The organism is Desulfobacterium sp. N47, from assembly GCF_051233685.1.
Classification (GTDB): Bacteria; Desulfobacterota; Desulfobacteria; order Desulfobacterales; family RPRI01; genus RPRI01.
This window is the reverse complement of sequence record NZ_JBAMMY010000066.1, coordinates 1-18,756: the sequence shown is the minus strand read 5'-3', so window position 1 is coordinate 18,756 and position 18,756 is coordinate 1. Positions and strand designations below refer to the sequence as shown.

At 46.3% G+C, this 18,756-nt stretch carries 18 protein-coding genes and 1 pseudogene; 15 read left to right on the top strand and 4 right to left on the bottom strand.

The features are described from left to right. Together VXK47_RS03920 and VXK47_RS03915 are read left to right on the top strand one after the other, a co-directional pair. Positions 1–229, top strand: a pseudogene (locus VXK47_RS03920) (IS4 family transposase); the annotation flags it as partial. 87 nt (positions 230–316) lie between these two features. After that, positions 317–1,918, top strand: coding sequence for a sigma 54-interacting transcriptional regulator (locus VXK47_RS03915; RefSeq protein ID WP_435547464.1), 1,602 nt, complete (start codon positions 317–319; stop codon positions 1,916–1,918). A 3-nt stretch (positions 1,919–1,921) separates the two neighbouring features. On the opposite strand, the gene VXK47_RS03910 is transcribed toward VXK47_RS03915, so the two are convergent. The 4 genes from VXK47_RS03910 to tnpA form a co-directional block, all read right to left on the bottom strand. Beyond that, complete coding sequence (locus VXK47_RS03910; protein ID WP_435547463.1) at positions 1,922–3,811, bottom strand: P-loop NTPase; 1,890 nt, start codon at positions 3,809–3,811, stop codon at positions 1,922–1,924. 17 nt (positions 3,812–3,828) lie between these two features. Continuing rightward, positions 3,829–4,254: a DUF120 domain-containing protein gene (locus tag VXK47_RS03905; RefSeq protein ID WP_435547462.1), complete on the bottom strand. Its 426-nt coding sequence runs from the start codon at positions 4,252–4,254 to the stop codon at positions 3,829–3,831. A gap of 103 nt (positions 4,255–4,357) precedes the next feature. Then, positions 4,358–4,543 carry a hypothetical protein gene (locus VXK47_RS03900; RefSeq protein WP_435547461.1) on the bottom strand — a complete coding sequence of 62 codons (186 nt, stop codon included), beginning with the start codon at positions 4,541–4,543 and terminating at the stop codon, positions 4,358–4,360. Between the two features lie 98 nt (positions 4,544–4,641). Next, a complete protein-coding gene (gene tnpA / locus VXK47_RS03895) occupies positions 4,642–4,920 on the bottom strand; it encodes an IS200/IS605 family transposase (RefSeq protein ID WP_435547460.1) in 279 nt (92 codons plus the stop codon). Positions 4,921–6,705: 1,785 nt separating this feature from the next. On the opposite strand from tnpA, the gene VXK47_RS03890 reads away from it, so the two are divergent. The 13 genes from VXK47_RS03890 to VXK47_RS03830 all read left to right on the top strand — a co-directional run bounded on the left by VXK47_RS03890 (position 6,706) and on the right by VXK47_RS03830 (position 18,643). Next, entirely contained in the window at positions 6,706–6,906 is a 201-nt protein-coding gene (locus tag VXK47_RS03890) for a DDE-type integrase/transposase/recombinase (protein WP_435547459.1), read from the top strand. Between the two features lie 294 nt (positions 6,907–7,200). After that, on the top strand, positions 7,201–8,625 hold the full coding sequence (locus VXK47_RS03885) for a UbiD family decarboxylase (protein WP_435547458.1): 1,425 nt from the start codon (positions 7,201–7,203) through the stop codon (positions 8,623–8,625). Between the two features lie 40 nt (positions 8,626–8,665). Further along, positions 8,666–8,929 (top strand): hypothetical protein, encoded by a 264-nt coding sequence (locus VXK47_RS03880; RefSeq protein ID WP_435547457.1) that lies wholly within the window; start codon positions 8,666–8,668, stop codon positions 8,927–8,929. Between the two features lie 138 nt (positions 8,930–9,067). Continuing rightward, on the top strand, positions 9,068–9,988 hold the full coding sequence (locus tag VXK47_RS03875) for a P-loop NTPase (protein WP_435547456.1): 921 nt from the start codon (positions 9,068–9,070) through the stop codon (positions 9,986–9,988). Further along, positions 9,985–10,911, top strand: coding sequence for an Mrp/NBP35 family ATP-binding protein (locus VXK47_RS03870; RefSeq protein ID WP_435547455.1), 927 nt, complete (start codon positions 9,985–9,987; stop codon positions 10,909–10,911). The genes VXK47_RS03875 and VXK47_RS03870 overlap by 4 nt, the downstream gene beginning before the upstream one ends. Positions 10,912–11,007: 96 nt before the next feature. Further along, on the top strand, positions 11,008–12,522 hold the full coding sequence (locus tag VXK47_RS03865) for a UbiD family decarboxylase (protein ID WP_435547454.1): 1,515 nt from the start codon (positions 11,008–11,010) through the stop codon (positions 12,520–12,522). Between the two features lie 18 nt (positions 12,523–12,540). Continuing rightward, positions 12,541–12,786, top strand: coding sequence for a hypothetical protein (locus VXK47_RS03860; protein ID WP_435547453.1), 246 nt, complete (start codon positions 12,541–12,543; stop codon positions 12,784–12,786). Between the two features lie 52 nt (positions 12,787–12,838). Then, positions 12,839–14,317 (top strand): UbiD family decarboxylase, encoded by a 1,479-nt coding sequence (locus VXK47_RS03855; protein WP_435547452.1) that lies wholly within the window; start codon positions 12,839–12,841, stop codon positions 14,315–14,317. A gap of 27 nt (positions 14,318–14,344) precedes the next feature. Then, entirely contained in the window at positions 14,345–14,761 is a 417-nt protein-coding gene (locus VXK47_RS03850) for a hypothetical protein (protein ID WP_435547451.1), read from the top strand. An 18-nt stretch (positions 14,762–14,779) separates the two neighbouring features. Beyond that, positions 14,780–16,168, top strand: coding sequence for a UbiD family decarboxylase (locus tag VXK47_RS03845; protein WP_435547450.1), 1,389 nt, complete (start codon positions 14,780–14,782; stop codon positions 16,166–16,168). A 19-nt stretch (positions 16,169–16,187) separates the two neighbouring features. Next, a complete protein-coding gene (locus tag VXK47_RS03840) occupies positions 16,188–16,877 on the top strand; it encodes an HAD family hydrolase (RefSeq protein ID WP_435547449.1) in 690 nt (229 codons plus the stop codon). A 34-nt stretch (positions 16,878–16,911) separates the two neighbouring features. Beyond that, positions 16,912–17,604 carry an HAD family hydrolase gene (locus tag VXK47_RS03835; RefSeq protein WP_435547448.1) on the top strand — a complete coding sequence of 231 codons (693 nt, stop codon included), beginning with the start codon at positions 16,912–16,914 and terminating at the stop codon, positions 17,602–17,604. Positions 17,605–17,614: 10 nt separating this feature from the next. Beyond that, positions 17,615–18,643 carry an OmpP1/FadL family transporter gene (locus tag VXK47_RS03830; RefSeq protein ID WP_435547447.1) on the top strand — a complete coding sequence of 343 codons (1,029 nt, stop codon included), beginning with the start codon at positions 17,615–17,617 and terminating at the stop codon, positions 18,641–18,643. The last annotated feature ends 113 nt before the right edge of the window (positions 18,644–18,756 follow it).

Here is an 18,756-nt window from a genome sequence, read left to right as displayed (position 1 = left end):
GAGCCGGAAATATAAGTATCAAGTCAATTTTACCCAGGCGCTTTCGGCAATAAAGAATGTCATTGTGCTTTTGATCCTGCGCCCCAGCGATAAAATTCACTCTATTATTGAGGATCTACAGGCGCTTATTCTCAGATGTGTCGATGCAATCCGGCCTGGTAGAAGTAATAAACGAATTTTCAAAAAGCGAAATAAAAAGTTTAACCCGGCTTATCGGCAACCAGCTTAATTCAACGGCATTGCATTTTAACCAAGTGCTTTAAGTGCTCATCGATACTTTAAGTGCTCATCGATATTATAATAAGGTTTAGATCCCATGAATGAAAAAAGGCCCGATTTGTCAGTGGATGAAAATAGCGTTTTTCGTGAGATGACAATGCGAATCTGCGGAAATCTAGATATAAATGCTGCCTTGAAAAGCTGTATGGAATACTTGGAGCACCTGATGCCTATCGACGGGATGTCTCTGCATTTGTTTGACAAGGGTTTTTTATATGTCCAAACAATTGCCCAGGTCATTAATAATCACAGCAGCTCATCAGTGAAGATAGGACTTTTCGGCAATAAAGAGTATTTGTCCGAAGAAGTCAGGAAATGCACACATAAATCATGGAACGAAATGCAAATGAAAGCAGTAGATATTTTTAACGCTAACAGCTACTCCGACTTTCTTACAAGCAGAATGCTTCAAGCGATCAGTATACCAGACGGTTGTGCTATAGTGATGCGCTTAAAAATAGAGGGAAATAGGATCGGAGTTTTGGCTATCTACTCATATATGAAAAGCCAATATACAAAAAAGCATGCCTCTTATTTATCTTTGTTGCACGAACCCTTTGCCATTGCTATGTCCAATGCTATCAAACACAAAGAGGTTGTCAAGTTAAACGATAGTCTTTCCGATGATATTCAATATCTCAGCAAGGAAATCATGCTCATTTCCGGAACTGAAATCATAGGTGCAGAGAGTGGCTTAAAAGAAGTTATGATGATGGTTCGGCGTATTGCTCCCATCGATAGTTCGGTGCTTTTACTGGGTGAGACAGGGGTCGGTAAAGAGGTAATTGCCAATACTTTACACAAGATGTCGTTACGAAAAGACGGCCCCTTTATCAAGATAAATTGTGGCTCCATACCGGAAACACTCGTAGATAGTGAGCTTTTCGGGCATGAAAAAGGCGCCTTTACCGGCGCAGTATCTCAAAAACGCGGGCGCTTTGAACGGGCGCATAAAGGAACTCTTCTGCTGGACGAGATAGGGGAATTGCCACTTTCAATCCAAGTTCGGCTGCTACGCATTTTACAAAACAAAGAATTTGAACGAGTGGGCGGCTCCGAACCTATTTCTGCTAATGTAAGAATTATCTGTGCGACTAACAGCCCTCTTCAGGATATGGTGGATGCCGGAAAATTTCGGGGGGACTTGTTTTTTAGGATTAATGTGTTTCCAATTATGATACCGCCTTTAAGGCAAAGAAAAGAGGATATCCCTGCCCTTGTGGATTACTTTATAAAACGGAAATCAAAAGAATTAAAGTTTAAAGCCGTTAATCCATTCACAACCGGAGAAATTGACAGACTGATAGCTTATCACTGGCCGGGGAATGTGAGAGAATTGGAAAATGTAGTTGAACGGGCCTTAATTCTAAACACGATAACAAATAAAAGAGATACTTTGACGCAGCCTTGTTATGATGCATTCCTGTGGCAACCGCGTGTAGTACAAAAAACCTCAGATGGTAGGGTTGAAGCAGTAAAACTTGATGAATTAATAGCGCTCCACATACAGAGAACTTTATACTGTACGAATGGAAGAATAGGCGGAGCTGGCGGGACGGCCGAACTCCTTGGGGTAAATCCGAGCACCCTGAGAACCAGAATGAAAAAATTTGGAATCGAACGCATTCAAAAAAAGTAATGTTTAGGTTAGGGCATTCAGGATCGAACCTGCTATTTCATTCATTTTGCGAGTTACAGGTGAGTCAGGATATTGGACAACATATGGTAATCCAGCATCACAGGCAGCAGAGAGGCGTTCATCTAACGGAACATCCCCTATCCATGGTAACTCTAGTTCCTCCGCCACCTTCTGCCCCTTTTTCTCAGAAAAAATCTCCGTGACGTTTTGGCAACGGTGACAGATAAAACCTGTCATATTGACAATTACTCCTAATATTGGCACGGCGGCCTGACGGTATAGCGAAAGCGCACGCTCAACCACCTGTCGGGAAAGTAGCGAGGGAATTGTAACTACTATCACCCCATCCAGTTGCGGCAGATCCCGCAATATATTGTAATTCTCCGAGCCCGTTCCCGGAGGGAGATCAATGATCAGCCAGTCTAGGACGCCATAATCGACCTCAGACAGAAAGTCTCCTAACGTTCCTCTTTTTATGTCGTGAAACCATGTTAAGGCCTTTCCTTCTTCTAAAAGAAAGCCCATGGAAATCACTTTGATACCCAACGGCCCTGTTACGGGCTGAATGCCTTCTTCTGCAATATTTAACCGTTTCCCCGCCACACCGAGTAATTTCGGAATGCAGGGCCCATGAAAATCCGAATCTATAATTCCTACCCGGTATCCCTGATGCGCCAGACACAAAGCAAGATTGGCACTGATCGTAGATTTTCCGACACCACCTTTGCCGCTTACAACGGCAATCTTATGCTTTATCGTTGACATCCGCTTTGCTATTTTATCGTGTCGCACCACTTCATAATGACTCTTTTTCATAGGATAGGTGCATGTAAAATAGTTGCTGCAATCGTCGCATCTTTTTTTATAACACCCTCTTTCCATATTCATTTCAATAACGGTGGGCATTGTTGACCTGTCAACGGCTGGCTCCTGCACATGAGAATTAGGCAACGACGACACATCTTTTTTCTTCCCTGCCAGTTGGCTGCTCAATTTCAGGAAGCTCAGTGAAGATGGCGCGGCAGGAAAACTCGCCACAACAGAAGCCCCTTGCTCAGCCGCCTTTCTTAACTTAACGTCTAAGGGAATGTTGCCCAGATATGGGATGCCCGTCTTTTGGGCCAATTCTTTTCCGGCCCCGGATTGAAAAATGGGCGTCACATATCCGCAGTGAGGACAGGTGAAGCCGCTCATGTTCTCTATGAGTCCCCGGATGGGCAAAGAAATGCCCTGGCAAAGGGAAATGCAACGATGGGCGACCCCCTGAGACAACTCCGAGGAAGTCGTCACCACCAGCGCCCCAACTTTCTGAAAGGGAAGATACTTAAAGAGATTGACGGACTCGGAGCCGGTTCCGGGAGGCAGGTCCACCAAAAGAAAGTCCAATTTTCCATAACGGATATCCGCCAAAAATCCTTCCAGCGCCTCCCGCTTGGACCCATCAAACCAGGAAAGGGATTCCCTCGTTTCCAACAGAAAATGGGTTGAAACCACTTTTATGCCATAAGGGCCTTCCACGGGAAGAATTCTCTTGCCGCAGGTCACAAGCTTTTCGTCCTCCTTGATCCCCAAAAGTTTCGGGATGGATGGGCCATGAAAGTCGGAGTCAACGATGCCCACGTCATAACCCTGCCGGGCAAGAGTCATGGCCAGTTGAGAGCTCACGGTAGATTTTCCTACCCCGCCTTTTCCCCCCATGATAATAAGAATAATCTCTATCTCGGAGAGATTGTCCCTGATTTGCCCCATACGACCCTGGGCAAGTATTTGCTCTTTAAAAGGCGACGGGCACTCAAAAAATCGGTAACAACTCTTGCAGTCATAATTGCAGTTCCATCCCGCCTCCATCTGGATATTCAAAACTTCTGGCATATCTTCATTGCGCTTTTTCATCCTGCCCCCTTACTGAATTATTCTCTTGGTAAATCTGGTTGTGTATTTTCAACAAACAATACTACCTCTTCTCCGTCGCGGAGAGACAACGTTTTTTTGAGGCTAACAGGCGCAATGACTTCCACAATGTTCTTGTCGTGAATATTCACTTCCTCATCCGGGATGATGATGGCAACCAGCAGGTCGTTTAAAGAGGCGGGAAGCAACCTGGCATTGCAAAAGCTGGGATTAGGGGACAGGAGCTCAATTGCTGGTTTTTTCTGTAAATCTTCCAGGTAGGGGAAACAATTTCTATTTACCAGAATATTGAGAGTTCCAGGGAAGGGTTTGAAACCAAGTTTCTCGGCACACTGTTTCTGGACCCAATCGAGTTTTGTAAAATAGGCCGCTTCACCCGCTCCGCGGACAATAACCCCGCTTAATATCCTCTGCTTGCCGCTCATTCTCCAGTATCCTATTTTATGTCCTTGATGACATAATCCAACGATAATCCAACGCAAAACTATCCGCGTCGCTAAGTCACCATTGCACCAACATCATTACGAATTATTTCAGCTCGTATTCCCAATAGTCAAGCTCACCTAAATGCCAAAGTGCCGAAGTGCAGTTTATGTCCACAAACCTCATGTTAGACTCGATACAGGGAATCCCAGCCGTCTTTCTCACATCATCTCCCAATCTCCGAATAACGGCAAGTTTTTCTGTCAACTCTTTCCTTAAATATTCTTCCATAATTAAAACTCCTTGCTTAATTTCTACCTGCAGAGCGGGTAGGTTCAGGAAGCCCCCCGAGAGGAACAATTACTTTAGAGAAAGCTCCTTGCGGCTATTTATTCATCAAAATCTAAATCTAAGTATAGTTGTTCTTTTTCGATATTTTCTTGCTCACGAATGTAGTTGCGTATGGTCTCTTCATCTAATCTAACAATGCTAACACAATATCCTCTGCCCCAAAAGTGCAGACCGGATATTCGTTTCTTTTTTAACACTGTTCGATGGATTAAACCGGCACTCTTGCCTTTCAGAAATCTAAATGCAAAAGCTATACCATACTTGGGCGGAACGCTTAAGCACATATGGATATGGTCGGACATCAAATACCCTTCCAAAACTTCACTCCGCGTTGGCGACACAAATCGCGTAGTATTCCACCAACCTGTTTTACGAAATCTTCAGTTAAATACGGAATAGCACCCATCGCACACAGGTATATTGACAAGCGGTGGATAAGGCCATGAAGATACTGCGGTGTTACTTTTACCTGCCGCGGATTGCTTCCAACCAGATGGATGACGCCAACATCCTTTCCAGGCAACCAGGACAGTAGTTATCCCCATACATAGCCTGAGTTTTCGGGGTCCTTGATAATCACATGCAACAATCCGCCCATAGGGGAATCTCCTTTCTTTTGAATATTGTTGGTTAATAAAGTCCGTTGGATCGAGGCAATAGACCTTCTTTCAACGCAAAAGGCTATCTGCGAAATGATAATTGCCCTTTGGTGTTTGATTATGTGTTTTGCTGGATTACCGAATTGATAGGATGTGATTGACGGTTAATGTTGGGGTATGAGTGGGGTTATTAAATATCAAGAGGGGTATGCCCTTTTCAAGATAATAAGATAGGGGTATCTCACAATATGGGAGCCGATTTTTTCGTTCGACTATAATTCTGTATTTATAGATAAAATAGAGATGGATTTCAATTCCAAGGAAGTGAAATGACGGAATAAAATATCAACGGAATGCTGTTTATATGAGAATACAGGAGTCAGAATACAGAATGCAGAAGAAAAACAATAGTATGGTTATTTTGTCTTCTGACTCCTGGCTCCTGTATTCTCATGCTTCGTTGTGCCCGCCCCGGGCATGGAGGTTAGTATACAATGATTAAGAGTATTTTGGGAAAAGAGGCTATAAATTCGCATTCTTTTAACAGGTCGAGGTTTATTTTCAAAAGGTTTTTCCTGGTTAAGATGCGGTATTCAGCAGGTTACCCTTTGTATTCCGAATGCAGTAAAATGTCAAGCTATTGCCCCAGCAGCTAAATATAGTGATGCATACCGGCATTCCCTGTAAATACTGGCAGTTGTTAGTTCCAATTTATATGTTTAATGGCCTGGGAGTAATATGGAGCAGCGAAATGAAATTATGAGAAGTTTGCTTTATCTAATCGAATTATTTAACAAAACAATATTAACGTAAAGGCAGGCATCAGCTTTTTTTAATACAATATGCTTTATGGCATATAGTTTGCTTTATACAAGGCAATGATAATGTCGCATGCCGGGCTGATACTTTTGGGAGAACTTGCGATTAGACCGGGTAAATTGGAAGCAGTGGACAAGTCATGGCATCGTCACTAGGGATTGCTTATTGTTATAGAAAGCAAATATATCATGCCGATACTAATAAATCAATCGTTTTTATAATTGAATATTTATGATATTATTGTTCGTTTAAGTTAATGAAATTGAGTATAGAGAGGGCAACTCCCACCTTCTTAAAAAAGGGAATCCTGCTCTTCCTCTCCTTTTTTTCTTTTTTGCAGAAGGTGGTTCAAGGGGGAGGTGGCAAACTATTGCAACCCCCCCTAATAAAATTTAAAATTGAGAGTTTTGAATAACTAACATGTGCCCAAATAGATCGGCATGCCTTTAGATTCGGATGTGATGCAAAGATTCTGTATTCGAGAAAAGTTGTTGTTTGAGATATGGACAGACGTATGAAGGCATAGTTGGTTTAAATAAATGATAAGCAGCTATTGACCAAAGTCATGTTTATAGAGAGGTTATCTTCGGCATTAAACAGCCCTTTTTTGTTTCATGTCTTGCCTGACAGCACTTGTTATTTTATGCAATTATCAGAAGGGCTGTTTAATGCTGGGAAGCTCTTTTGATAGCTTATGGGAGAAGAAAGCCTGCAAAGGGATTGATCCATCATTCTGATCGCGGCAGCCAATATGCCGGTAGTGATTATCAGGAACTTTTAGGTACCTATAGTATGAAATGCAGTATGAGCCGAAAAGGTAATTGCTGGGATAATGCTGTTGCGAAGATTTTCTTTCATAGCTTGAAAACCGAAATAGGTCGCTGACATCACTTATCATACCAGGGGCCATGCGAGAAGTGATATGATCCAGTAAATCAAGATGTTTTATAACAGCCATCGTCTGCATTCTTATTTGGGATATAAAAATCCAAATGATTTTGAAAAGAATTTTATATCGCTAAAAGCAGCTTAACTGAGTGTCCGTTTTTACTTGACCGGATCAATCCCGATCAAGTCAAGGAGGAAATCAACTTTTAGTAAAGCTTTGAAGGCGCAGAGGTTTGGCGGTACTTTTAAAGAACCGTCGCAGTTTCTTAAATAACAAAAAAGGAGAAAAACATGGCGTTTAAAGATTTGAGGGAGTTTATTGAGCTCTTGGAAAGAGAGAACCAATTGGTCAGAGTTAAGCAGGAAGTGGATTGGAACCTGGAAGCGGGCGCCATTATCCGGAGGGCCTACGAGCTTCAGGAACGAGCGAGCTTGTTTGAAAAGGTCAAAGATGCCCCGGGATGCAGAATGATGGGTGGGCCTTGCGGAACTTACGCCCGAATGGCGTTGGCCATGGGGATGAGCGCCGAAGCCAGTGTGAAGGAAATCGCCGACGAGTTCGACTCGAGAATTCAGAACAAGATCAAGCCTATGCTGGTAAGTACTGGGAGCTGTAAGGAAAATATCCTTAAGGGGAATGACATAGACCTGTTCAAATTCGGCGCCCCCATGGCCCACGATGGCGATGGCGGGCGATATATCAACACTTGGGGCTTTATCGTGACCCGTGATATGGAAGATACGGGCTGGGTTAACTGGGGCATGTATCGCCAGATGATCCATACTAAAAATATGATGGGGGGATTAATCCTACCCGGCCAGGATATCGGCCGAATGTATCAAAAATACGAGAAAGCCAACAAACCAATGCCCTTTGCCACCGTGATCGGCGGCGATCCTATCTGTACCATCGGGGGCAGTCTATCTGCGGGACCTGGTGAGAGTGAAGCGGATCTTGCCGGAGGTTTGAGGAAAAGCCCTGTGGAATTAGTCAAATGCGAGACCGTGGACATTGAGGTTCCCTCTGATGCCGAGCTCGTTATTGAAGGCCATGTACTGCCTAAGGTGAGAGTGGAAGAAGGCCCTTTCGGAGAGTACACCGGATTCCGAACCTCCCCGCGTGCGCCCCGGCCCGTGTATGAGGTAACCTGCATAACACACCGTAACAATCCCATCTTGACTGTTTCAAACATGGGAACGCCAGTGGATGAAGCCGACATAGTCATGACCCTGGCGTGGCGCAACGAAGCGGCCAGGGCATTAAAGACCCTTCCTGTCGTCGAAGTTGCCATGCCGGCATATGGCTCCGGCCATCTGGTAGTGGTTTCCGTGCAGCGCGCATACTCCGGAGTGGCCGTTCATGTGGCTAACGCAATTTGGGGCAGTAAATTGGGTTATCTGGTTCCCATGGTGATCGTCGTTGATGATGATGTGGATGTTTTTAACCTGGGAGAAGTTGTGCATGCAGTTTCCACGAAATGCCATCCGGTGCGTGGGGTCCACTCCCGTCCCAATACCCCCGGCCACGCCCTCTATCCTTTCCTGAGTTTTGAGGAACGCAAGTGGGGCAGGGCAGCTAATCTGCTACTGGATTGTACTTGGCCGGTAGGCTGGGATCCGAATATCGAAATCCCGCCCAAGGCATCTTTCGTCAATATTTATCCTAAAGATGTTCAGGAAAAGGTGCTTGGCAATTGGAATAAATATGGATTCTGATAGGAAACTATGAATATTTAAATTAGAAAGGGGCTAAGGTATGGCAAAAGTATATGATACATTTGTTGATGATATTTCCACCATTAAAGAAGGAGAATTAATAACCATCGCGGTCAGGGAAACAGATATTTACAAGACCAGAGTGGTCAAAGCGGTAGTCGCTTCCAGCAAAGAAAAGCTGCCTGATGGCGAGACGCTGCTGTTGCGCTACAATCGGGGGTACCTGAGGCAGGGTAACTGGTTTATCAAGATTAAAGAAGATGTGCCTGGCTTGCTTGTCAAGGGGGCCATTGGGGATAATTAAGTTAAGCTCTGCGCCTGGAAACAGGCGGTGGGGAGATGATTCATCCAAACACGTAAACACGGCTCGGGGGAACTGTTTTATCAATTGCTCGAGCCGTCGCGTTTAAGTTTGGGGAATTTAGAATATCTGGAGGCGTAAATGGAAGAACGTGAAATACTAAAGATCAACATCATGATGAAGTGCGACTATAAATGCGAAGATTGCGAGAAGTTCTTTGAGTGCAAAGATCCCATGAAGGAAAAAATGTTCCGCCGTCGAAGAATGGTGAAGGCTGTCAAAAAGATGAGCGGAATAAAACACAAGGTGGCTATTTCCGCCGGCAAGGGCGGGGTCGGCAAAAGTCTTCTTTCAGTGAACTTGGCCACCTCCCTGGCCATGATGGGTAGGAAGGTAACGATTCTGGATCAGGATCTGGATGGCTCGACGGTGCCGAAGATGCTGGGGATTCAAGGGGAAAGGGGATTGAAATACGGATCGAAAGGCCTGATCCCGGCGGAGGATAAGCTCGGTCTGGGAATGCATGTTATATCTTTAGGGCTAATTTACCCTGACGAAGTCATCACTTTATTTCATCAAATGAGGCGAGGTATAACAGAAGAGTTTGTAGCCAATGTCGATTATGGGGATAGGGACTGGCTGATAATAGACCTGCCTCCGGGGACAAGTTCGGACTCATGCAATCTGTTGCAATATATTCCCGATCTCGACGGTACGGTGATAATTACTGTTTCACCCAAAGTTGCTCAGTTGGCTGCACGCAAGGCGACGCTCCTGGCGGCCAAAGCTGGTTCCAGGGTCTTGGGCATAGTGGAGAATATGGCGGGCTATTTATGCGAGTGCGGCAAGGTTCACAACTTCTTGTTGCATGGTGGAGGAGAAAGTCTGGCCAAAGAACTGAATGTGCCCTTTCTCGGTCGAATCCCAATTGACGCGACGGTAAGTCAAGCCGGCGATTCCGGGACTCCCTATGTCTATCAATATCCCGATAGCCCAATTTCCAAAACTATTAAAGATATAGCTCTGAGAATAGAGCAAGAAGTACAGGAGGAGAAAGCATGAGTGGCGCGAGTAATGAGGCAACCGTTAAAAGGATAACCGTCCAGGAAGAGTGTGGAGGGAAGTGCGAAAGCTGTGAGAAGTATTATGATTGTACTTTGCCTTTGAAGGCAATATTCCAGAAAAAAGGAATCCTGAGCATGATTCGGGAAAACTTGAGGGAGGTGAAGCATAAGATAATTGTCTTGGGCGGTAAAGGCGGCGTGGGGAAGTCCATGGTGTCTGTGAACTTGGCCGCCGCTTTGGTGTCTGAGGGTAAGACGGTATGCATTCTCGATCAAGTTTATGATTGTCCGGCTGTTCCCATGATGGCAGGAGTGCCTGCAGATGCTAAACTAATGGTTGGCAGCAATGGGTTGCTCCCTTATGAAGTCTATCCGGGCTTTAAGGTTATGTCTACGGGTTTAATTCTGAAAAGTACGGATGTAATTATATGGTATCACGATATGAAGCGAAATGCAACGGAGGAATTGCTGGCGGCTACCGACTACGGGGATCTGGATTATTTGATTCTGGATATTCCCGCTGGAACAAGTTCGGAAACAGTGAATGCCTTAAAATACCTCCCTGATTTGGATGGAGGGATAGTCGTGACGGTAGGTTCGAAGATTTCACAGAACGTGGCACGAAAGTGCATCTACATCTTGAATAAGGCCGAGATTCCAGTCATCGGTGTGGTGGAAAATATGGGCGAAGTCCATTGTTCTGCTTGCGGTAGGAGTCTTACCCCTACACAGAGCGGAGCTGGCAGAAAAATGGCGGAAGACGAAGGTGTTCACTTCATTGGCAGCATTCCTCTTTCTGAAAAGATCAGCCAGAGTTTGGATGATGGAGTGCCCATTGTCAAAAGCGATCCGGACAGTGAAGAGGGTAAAGAGATTATGAAGATAGGCAAGAGCGTCATTGATTTTTGCGAGAAAAAATAGGCATGAGCGTAATCGACAACCGGCATTGCGAAGAATCTCCGGTTGGAGATAAAACTTCGTGGAGGTTAAACCAAAAAAAAGGAGCATGTTAGAAATATGGACACTAGAGAATTGGTTCAAGTCTTAAAAGATCACAATGAACTTGTGGAAGTCAATGAAGAAGTGGATTGGAATTATGAGATCCCCGCCATGGAGTTATTGAGTGGCCGGGTGAATGGTCCTGCGTTTCTGTTCAACAACATTAAAGGCATCAAGCAAGGGGAGGGACGTGTGCTCGCCGGACATTTTTCCGGTTCCTATCGCCTGCCGCATAGGCGTCAGGCGATGTTAGTAGGCTTGGATCCGGATATAACTTCAGTTGATTACAGTCAGGAACTTGCCAAAAGAATGTCCAGCCCTATCAGGCCGATAGAGGTTGCCTCGGGGTCGTGCAAAGAGGTTGTTGTGGAAGGTAAGGATGTCAACCTTTTCAATTTTCCCTTCACCTTCCATGCCATTGGCGATGGAGGTCGCTATTGTTTCCAGCAGCAGACCATTATTAAAGACCCTGACTCTGACTGGATGAACGTGGGGCATTATTGTATGGAGATCTTCTCGAAGAGAAGAGCGGCCATCACCCCTTATGCCGAATCTAATTTCCGCCTGATTTATCATTCGAAATACGAAGCAAGGAACCAGCCGATGCCCATTGCGCTGGTAATCGGCGGTGACCCGGTATGTTATCTGGTTGCCACGGCGCCCCTCCCGCCGGGGGTATCGGAATATGATGCGGCAGGCGGAGTGCGCGGCACCCCTCTGGAGCTGGTAAAGTGCGAGACGAGCGATCTTCTTGTTCCGGCCAACGCTGAGATGGTAATTGAGGGAGAGGTGCGTCCCTACGAAACGCTGCCAGAGGGACCTAAGCCGGAAAGCTTCGGGTTTTCGGCGGGGCCGCGACAGGAATACATCGCAGTCAGAATCAACTGCATTACCCATCGTAAGAATCCCGTGCTGTTGGATCTGCATCAAGGTTTGGGCGGCGGCGGCACAAGTCTTTGCGACGCATCTTTCCGGGTAGGCACAACTCTGATGACCAGGATGATGGGTTTCCCGTTTAAGTCTTCTACATGGTACACGTATTTCGGCGGCACATGTACCGTCATGTCTGCAAAAAAGCGCCTTTATCCTGAGCCTTACCCCGGCTACAGGCAGGATTTGGAGGATTCCATTCTTGCAAGTCCTGTTCTTGCCTGCATGTCGAACGAGATTGTGGTCGATCCGGACATCAGCGCCTACGACTGGGATCAGATACTGGAAGCAATGATGACGCAGACTAATGCTGCCAGGGACGTAAGGATCACCTATGACAAGCATCAGCGGATGACCCTGGAAAGCCCTTGGGCGGAGACAGAGGATCTCACTAAGTATCATAACATGGGACATATTTATTCTAAACACCTTTATGTGGACAGCACGGCCAAAGAAGATATGCCGATGGGGGTGCCTCGAACCGAGTTTGAAACTCTCTTCCCTGCAGATCTACAGCAGAAAGTGGTTGATAACTGGGAGAAATGGGGATTCAAGACGAAGATCGACTGGCACAAGAAGTATAACGAATTGGAATACATATAGAAAAACAGGAGGGGTGAGATGAAAACGTACTGGATTCAAAAGCAGGAGTTCAATAATAAGATTGCTGGGAAATTGGGCCAGATCGCCGAAGTTCTCTTGATGGATCAGAACGACAAGCAGTGGTTGAAAGCGGAGTTGAGAACCACCACCGACAAGGCTGCCGGGGGAGGAGCCACCCTGAAAGTCCTGGCTGATTATGGAGAGCCTACGGATGAGGAATATCAAATCGAGATTATTAGGATAGACTCTCCTGAAGAGGATTGATCCCGGAGTAGTTTTTTTATATGAAATTATGAAATAAGGAAAGGGTGAAACAATGAGTTCATTAAGAGAATTTCTGGAAGATTTGGAAGCAAATGATGAATTGAATCTCATAGAGAATGAGGTGGATTGTGATTTGGAGGCCAGCGCTATCTGTGCCATGTCGCAGAGGACGGGTGGACCGGCTGTCCAGTTTAACAAAGTAAAAGGATATAAGGACGGAAAACTGGTCGGCAGTCTCTTTGCGGGTCCTGGTTTTATGTATTGGCCGCAGGTGGATCGTCTGATGCACGGGCGGCTCGCGCTGTCTCTGGGGCTCGAGAAGGACATAGATTATGAGGAATTCCAGGAGACACTCATCGAGCGGAAAAAGGCCCCCATCAGAGCCATTGAAGTGGATGGCGGTCCCTGTCAGGAAGTGATCATCGAGGCCAAAGATGTGGACCTTAATAAATATCCTATCCCCAGGCTACATGATCAGGATGGCGGCAGGTATCTCACCGCCCAGGTCGTTTTTGTCCAAGACAAGGAAAAACAGTGCACCAATTCCGGTATTTACAGATTGATGGTGGGGGGAAGGAATAAGCTTGTCCACGGCTCCATACCACGCCGCACTCAACCCACGCATATTGAACAGATAGTGGAGAAAGCGGCCCGTAAAAATGAACCGGTCCCCTTTGCCATTGTCATCGGCGCTCCACCACCCGTTTACGCGGCGGCTTTTATGAGTTTGCCGGCTACGACCGACGAATATGCCATCGCGGGTGGACTGGGGGCCAACCCTGTTGTGCTGGTCAAGGCCAAATTGAGCGATATCATGGTTCCTGTAGATGCGGAAATGGTGCTCGAAGGCCATATCCATCCGGGGGAGAAAATGGAGGAAGGTCCTTTCGGATCGATCTCTTATTACACGTCCAAGATGAGCAATTTTGTCTATGATGTTAAGATGATTACCCATCGGCAAAAGCCGCTGCTTCCCTTTATTGCCGAGGGCGCCAAACCGAGTGACAGCATGTGTATTATATCCTGCCTGCATGCGGCCGAATTGCTGGAATATTGTCGCGGCACTGTGTTCGGGTCGGTCATAAAATGGTTGACGATTCCCGTGGAGGCCAAATTGACGTTGGCGATCGTTTCTTTGGGGGCGCAACGTTTGCCGGGCTTTCCCGCGCGCATCGCCAGGGCGATTTATACCCGTAGTCCTTATATCCGCAAAGTAATTTTCGTGGATCCTGACGTTGGGGCTCAAGAACTGGCGATCGCGTTGAATGACAGAGTGAATAAAGTGAATCATGGAACCAATGTTTTCATATCCCCCATGGGCAAACCACTGGGCCTGACGGAAAATCACGGCTTTGATGGTAGCCTGTCATCCACATGGACGACTGACGCAACTTGGAGGTTTGACAGACCCAATGAGGACAAAGCCAGGAGAATGACCTTTGAAGCGGCTATCCCTAAAGACGTTAGAGATCGTGTGGTGGCTTTGTGGAAAAAACTGGATATTCCGCAGGAACCAGTGGTTATGGACTGAAGAAAGCGTCATGGAGGAAATATCAATATGAAAACTTATACGATTTTTGTTCCTTATGAGAAAAAGGAAGATGCATTTAAATACCTTAAGGAGAGTGAGATGCTGAGTGAAACTCTTCAGGATGAGGAAACGAGGGAACAGTTTAAGGCTAAGATAAAGATATCTGATAGCCCCTGGGAAGGATGTGATGTATTACATATTCAGTTGAGATCCGGTTATATTGGCGAGGGATGGTATGTTCAGATATTATCAAGAGAAGAAGATGAGGAGGAGATGACCTTTTTTGAATCCAAAAGATTGGGAGCGCGAAGAGGACATATGCTACGTTCCATGATTGCCGAGTCTGAAACTGAAGATGCAGAGAAAAAACGGGTAATGGAAGAAGAGCTGAAACAGCGGCTTCAATGGAAGAAAAAGATTGTTAAGAAGATTCTGGAAGATTAAAGCAGGGGGAAGGGCGTCATGTTTAGTGATTTTCGCGGCTTTATCGAATACCTCAATCATTCAGGCGAAGTATTGACAGTAAAGGAAAAGCTTGCTGTAAAATACGAAATTCCGGCGGCAATCGAACAAATATCCACACGGGACGGTCATGTCGCTCTTTTCAACAATGCGCACGGATATCCTCATATTGCTATTGTCGGCAACCTCTTTGGGAAAAAGAGCAGGTTGGCAGAGGCGTTAGGTGTTAAAGAAGGGGATCTGGCGGAAACATACTCGAGTCGTCGGCACAAACTTATTGAACCATCCATCATGGATAACGGGCCGGTTAAGGAAAATATCATCACCGGGAAGATCGATATCTTGAAGATCTTGCCTGTTTTGACGCATCATGCCCGGGATGTTGGGCCTTATTTTACATCAGCGGTAGTTGTGGCCAAAGATCCCCAGACCGGTATCAGGGGTATGGGTATCCACAGAGTTCTTGTCCGCGAGCCTGACAAACTGGGGATTTTCTTAAACTCGCCGCCTCTTTCAATTTTTCTGGACAAGGCGGAAAAGAAAGGCCAACCATTAGAAATAGCCATTGTTTTGGGCATGGAGCCTGCCGCCTTCCTTTCTTCAATAATCTGGGTTCCCGAAGGAACAGATAAATTTGCTATTGCCGGCGCTTTGATACAGCGTTCCATCCAGCTGGTGAAATGCGAATCTTTGGATCTGGAAGTTCCTGCGAATGCGGAATTTGTTTTAGAGGGCAGAGTATTACCTCATGAACGATTACCAGAAGGGCCATTTGGCGAATCCACGGGCTACTACCTCACCTATGATAATCCTATTGCCGAGATTAATGTTATTACTCACCGCAACAACCCTATATATCATGCCTTGATGCCTTTTACCTGCGAAGAAGATGTGCTCTTCGATTTTGCATGGAAGATGGAAAACAGGAGCGTTTTGATAGATTCAATCCAGGGCATGAAGGATTTACGTCTTCGTTTTGTTGGTTTGATTACCGTGGCACAAGTGGAGAAAAAAAATGACGAAGACGGAAAAAGAGTTATCAACGAACTGATGATGTGCGGCATACCGAATAAAGTAATTATTGTCGTAGACGAGGATGTGGACATTTACAATGATACCGATATCTGGTGGGCTTTGGCCACACGCTTCCAGCCGGACCGTGATTTGATCGTGAAAAGAGATATGCCAGGCCTTTCCATTGACCCATCGACAGAGCAGGAGGAGAGTTCCACCGGGAGCTCAGTTCTCGTTACCAAGACGGCCAAGATAGGCTTGGATGCCACCAAGCCTTTGAGTGAACGGGAAAAATTTGAGCGGATTAATATTCCTCCCCACGTGATGAAGCGGGTGGATGCCATATTGCAGTCTTATTTAAGTCATCGGAGATGAGGAAAGGTGGTAGAGGCTTTTGAATGATACGATATTGATGGTTGATGCTGTCATCTTTGACTTGGACGGTACGCTCATAGATTCCATAGGTGCCTATTTTGGGCTGGTGGAAGAAGTTTGTTGTCAACTTGCTTTGAGTATCCCTTCCCATGAGGTAATTTTGGAGGTCGCCAGAAGTGGAGATTTGCATAAGATATTGCCGGAGGAAATAATCGGCGGGAAGGATGGAGTAATAGATCAAGCGGTGACGATAATCAGGGAGAACTTCCCCAGGATGTTCGAGGATAATGTCTGCCTTGTTCCTGGCGCGGCCAACATTCTCGAACAGCTTCATGCCCAAGGGATGAAAATAGGCATTGTTACCTCGACCCATCGGAGATTTATTGACGGTAAAATGAGTCCCTTAAGAAGGGCTGGCGTTGCGGACCTGATTGGATCCGTGATTTGCATCGAAGATGTGGTCAGGTTTAAGCCTGAGCCTGATCCGCTGCTCGAATGCGCGGTCAGACTTGGCGTAGCAGCGGGCAGGAGCGTATATATCGGCGATTCTTACATCGACATAAAAGCAGGCAAAGCGGCAGGGATGAAAACGGTGGGCGTATTAACCGGGATGGACAGTTATGAGAGATTGAAGGAGGAAGAACCTGATCTGATGCTGGGCAGTGTCAGGGAATTAACGGACAGAATATACAAGACAGGCGAAAGGTGATCAGGGCCGCGTTTGCCTATGGCGGATAGCAACGATGCTGATTTACAAGAACAGGGATATCAGGGGTGTTATCCTGGACATAGACGGAACTCTTATAGATTCCCTTTCCCAATACCATGAATACTTTAATCGCGGCTTGGAGGAATTCGCCCTGTCTCCGGCGCCCAGAGAGTTATTATTCGAATGTCTGGGGATGGGCATTGGTTTGCGGGATATATTGCGCCGGGTAACTTCCAGCAAACTGGAGGATAGTGTTATCGATAAGATAGCGAAATGGATACTGGCGGAATTCGTGAAAGTGGATATGGATGTTCCTTTGTTGCCCGGGGTGGTGGAGACGCTTGAATTTTTAAAGGCGGAGGGGGCAAGGATAGGCTTGGCAACGGGAAGGGCAAGCGGCGGTGCCTATGAATGGGAAAGACTCGAGCACGTAGGACTGGCAGCGTTTATCGATGTTATTTTAACGGCGGTGGAGGTGCCAAACCGAAAACCGGCTCCTGATCTGATTGTCGCATGCGCCCGGGGAATGGCTGTTGCGCCTGCGGATTGTATAGCTGTGGGCGATACCGTGGCGGACATTATTGCGGCACGAGCGGCCGGAGCAATTCCGATAGCCGTATGTACGGGGGTAGATGGCGCTGAGAAGCTGAAAACAGGGGTGCCGGCGGCGGTTATCGACCGGCTGGACGAGATAATGGCTTTGTTCCAAAAGCAACGGGTACGGTAAGGAGAGGCCGATGGACAGAAGAAAGTTTGCTAACCGTTGCTTTTTGCTATTTGTGTTTATTTTCCTGTGGGGATGGATGGGCTATCTGGGTGGCCCGTTACCGGCTCATGCCACTAATGCAATCGAAAATGTCGGGACAGGGGGGCGTTCGTTAGGCATGGGGGGGGTGGATATCGGCATTGCCACCGATACCTCCGCCATGGTTAGCAATCCCGCCGGCATTACCCAGATAAAAGGAGGGCGAGTCGATTTCGGCAACGGTCTATTTTTCCCATGGGTGAGATTTGAAAACAAGGATAATACGTTTGACAGTTCCGACCATGGTCGTGACTATGAGCCGTTTTTCTTCTACCTTCCCGAGTGGGGATGGGTAAAACACCCTTCTCAGAGCCCCTTTAGCTGGGGGGTCGGATTATTTGCCGTAGGAGGGGGAGGCAGCGGGTTTCAATTGAAAAACAAGTTCTTTCCGGAGGGCAAAAGAGTAGAGTCAAAACTCGCCTTTATCAAATTTACTCCTACTGTTGCCTATCAAATAACGCCCATGCTTTCGGCAGGTCTTGCTCTTAATATTTATTATTCCCCTCTGAAGCTTAAAGGACTCTTTGGCCCTGTTTATCTGGTTGTTGATAAAGCCGATGCCTGGGGGGGAGGATATGCGCTGGGAGTACTTTATCAACCTACCGAAGGATTGAAAATGGGGATTGCCTATACCTCGGAATCGATGCTCGAAGACTACGAAACAGACAAGGGATATATACAGATAGCCGGGCAGGCAATACAGCGGCGCCATGCCAAAGTTGTTGACTTACAGTTGCCGCAGAAAGTCGGCGTCGGGATCAGTTACCAGTTTACTCCTAAACTTTTGGCAGGGTTTGACGCTGAATGGCAGGATTACTCCCATGCCTTGCGTAAGATCGTCGTAGAAATGGAGGGGTTCCCCATCCCGCCCTGCAATCTCGAATGGAAAGATTCCTACCACTTTGCGATCGGGGCAGAATATAAGATTACTCCTGAGGTAATTTCAAAAGTCTCGCATTGATCCGATTATTTTTATAAAAAGCAGTTGAAATACCAAATAACATATTGATTTAATAAAGAGAATGCTCTATTATCTTCTTAAATTCGCCAATTCAAGAAAGGATGATAATATGA

Excerpts from the sequence above, each read along its gene's own strand:
- VXK47_RS03845 (WP_435547450.1), top strand. The coding sequence starts at position 14,780 with ATGTTTAGTGATTTTCGCGGCTTTATCGAATACCTCAATCATTCAGGC.
- VXK47_RS03850 (WP_435547451.1), top strand. The coding sequence starts at position 14,345 with ATGAAAACTTATACGATTTTTGTTCCTTATGAGAAAAAGGAAGATGCA.
- VXK47_RS03875 (WP_435547456.1), top strand. The coding sequence starts at position 9,068 with ATGGAAGAACGTGAAATACTAAAGATCAACATCATGATGAAGTGCGAC.
- VXK47_RS03835 (WP_435547448.1), top strand. The coding sequence starts at position 16,912 with ATGCTGATTTACAAGAACAGGGATATCAGGGGTGTTATCCTGGACATA.
- VXK47_RS03905 (WP_435547462.1), bottom strand. The coding sequence starts at position 4,254 with ATGAGCGGCAAGCAGAGGATATTAAGCGGGGTTATTGTCCGCGGAGCG.
- VXK47_RS03870 (WP_435547455.1), top strand. The coding sequence starts at position 9,985 with ATGAGTGGCGCGAGTAATGAGGCAACCGTTAAAAGGATAACCGTCCAG.
- VXK47_RS03880 (WP_435547457.1), top strand. The coding sequence starts at position 8,666 with ATGGCAAAAGTATATGATACATTTGTTGATGATATTTCCACCATTAAA.
- VXK47_RS03915 (WP_435547464.1), top strand. The coding sequence starts at position 317 with ATGAATGAAAAAAGGCCCGATTTGTCAGTGGATGAAAATAGCGTTTTT.
- VXK47_RS03885 (WP_435547458.1), top strand. The coding sequence starts at position 7,201 with ATGGCGTTTAAAGATTTGAGGGAGTTTATTGAGCTCTTGGAAAGAGAG.
- VXK47_RS03860 (WP_435547453.1), top strand. The coding sequence starts at position 12,541 with ATGAAAACGTACTGGATTCAAAAGCAGGAGTTCAATAATAAGATTGCT.
- VXK47_RS03910 (WP_435547463.1), bottom strand. The coding sequence starts at position 3,811 with ATGAAAAAGCGCAATGAAGATATGCCAGAAGTTTTGAATATCCAGATG.
- VXK47_RS03900 (WP_435547461.1), bottom strand. The coding sequence starts at position 4,543 with ATGGAAGAATATTTAAGGAAAGAGTTGACAGAAAAACTTGCCGTTATT.
- VXK47_RS03855 (WP_435547452.1), top strand. The coding sequence starts at position 12,839 with ATGAGTTCATTAAGAGAATTTCTGGAAGATTTGGAAGCAAATGATGAA.
- VXK47_RS03865 (WP_435547454.1), top strand. The coding sequence starts at position 11,008 with ATGGACACTAGAGAATTGGTTCAAGTCTTAAAAGATCACAATGAACTT.
- VXK47_RS03830 (WP_435547447.1), top strand. The coding sequence starts at position 17,615 with ATGGACAGAAGAAAGTTTGCTAACCGTTGCTTTTTGCTATTTGTGTTT.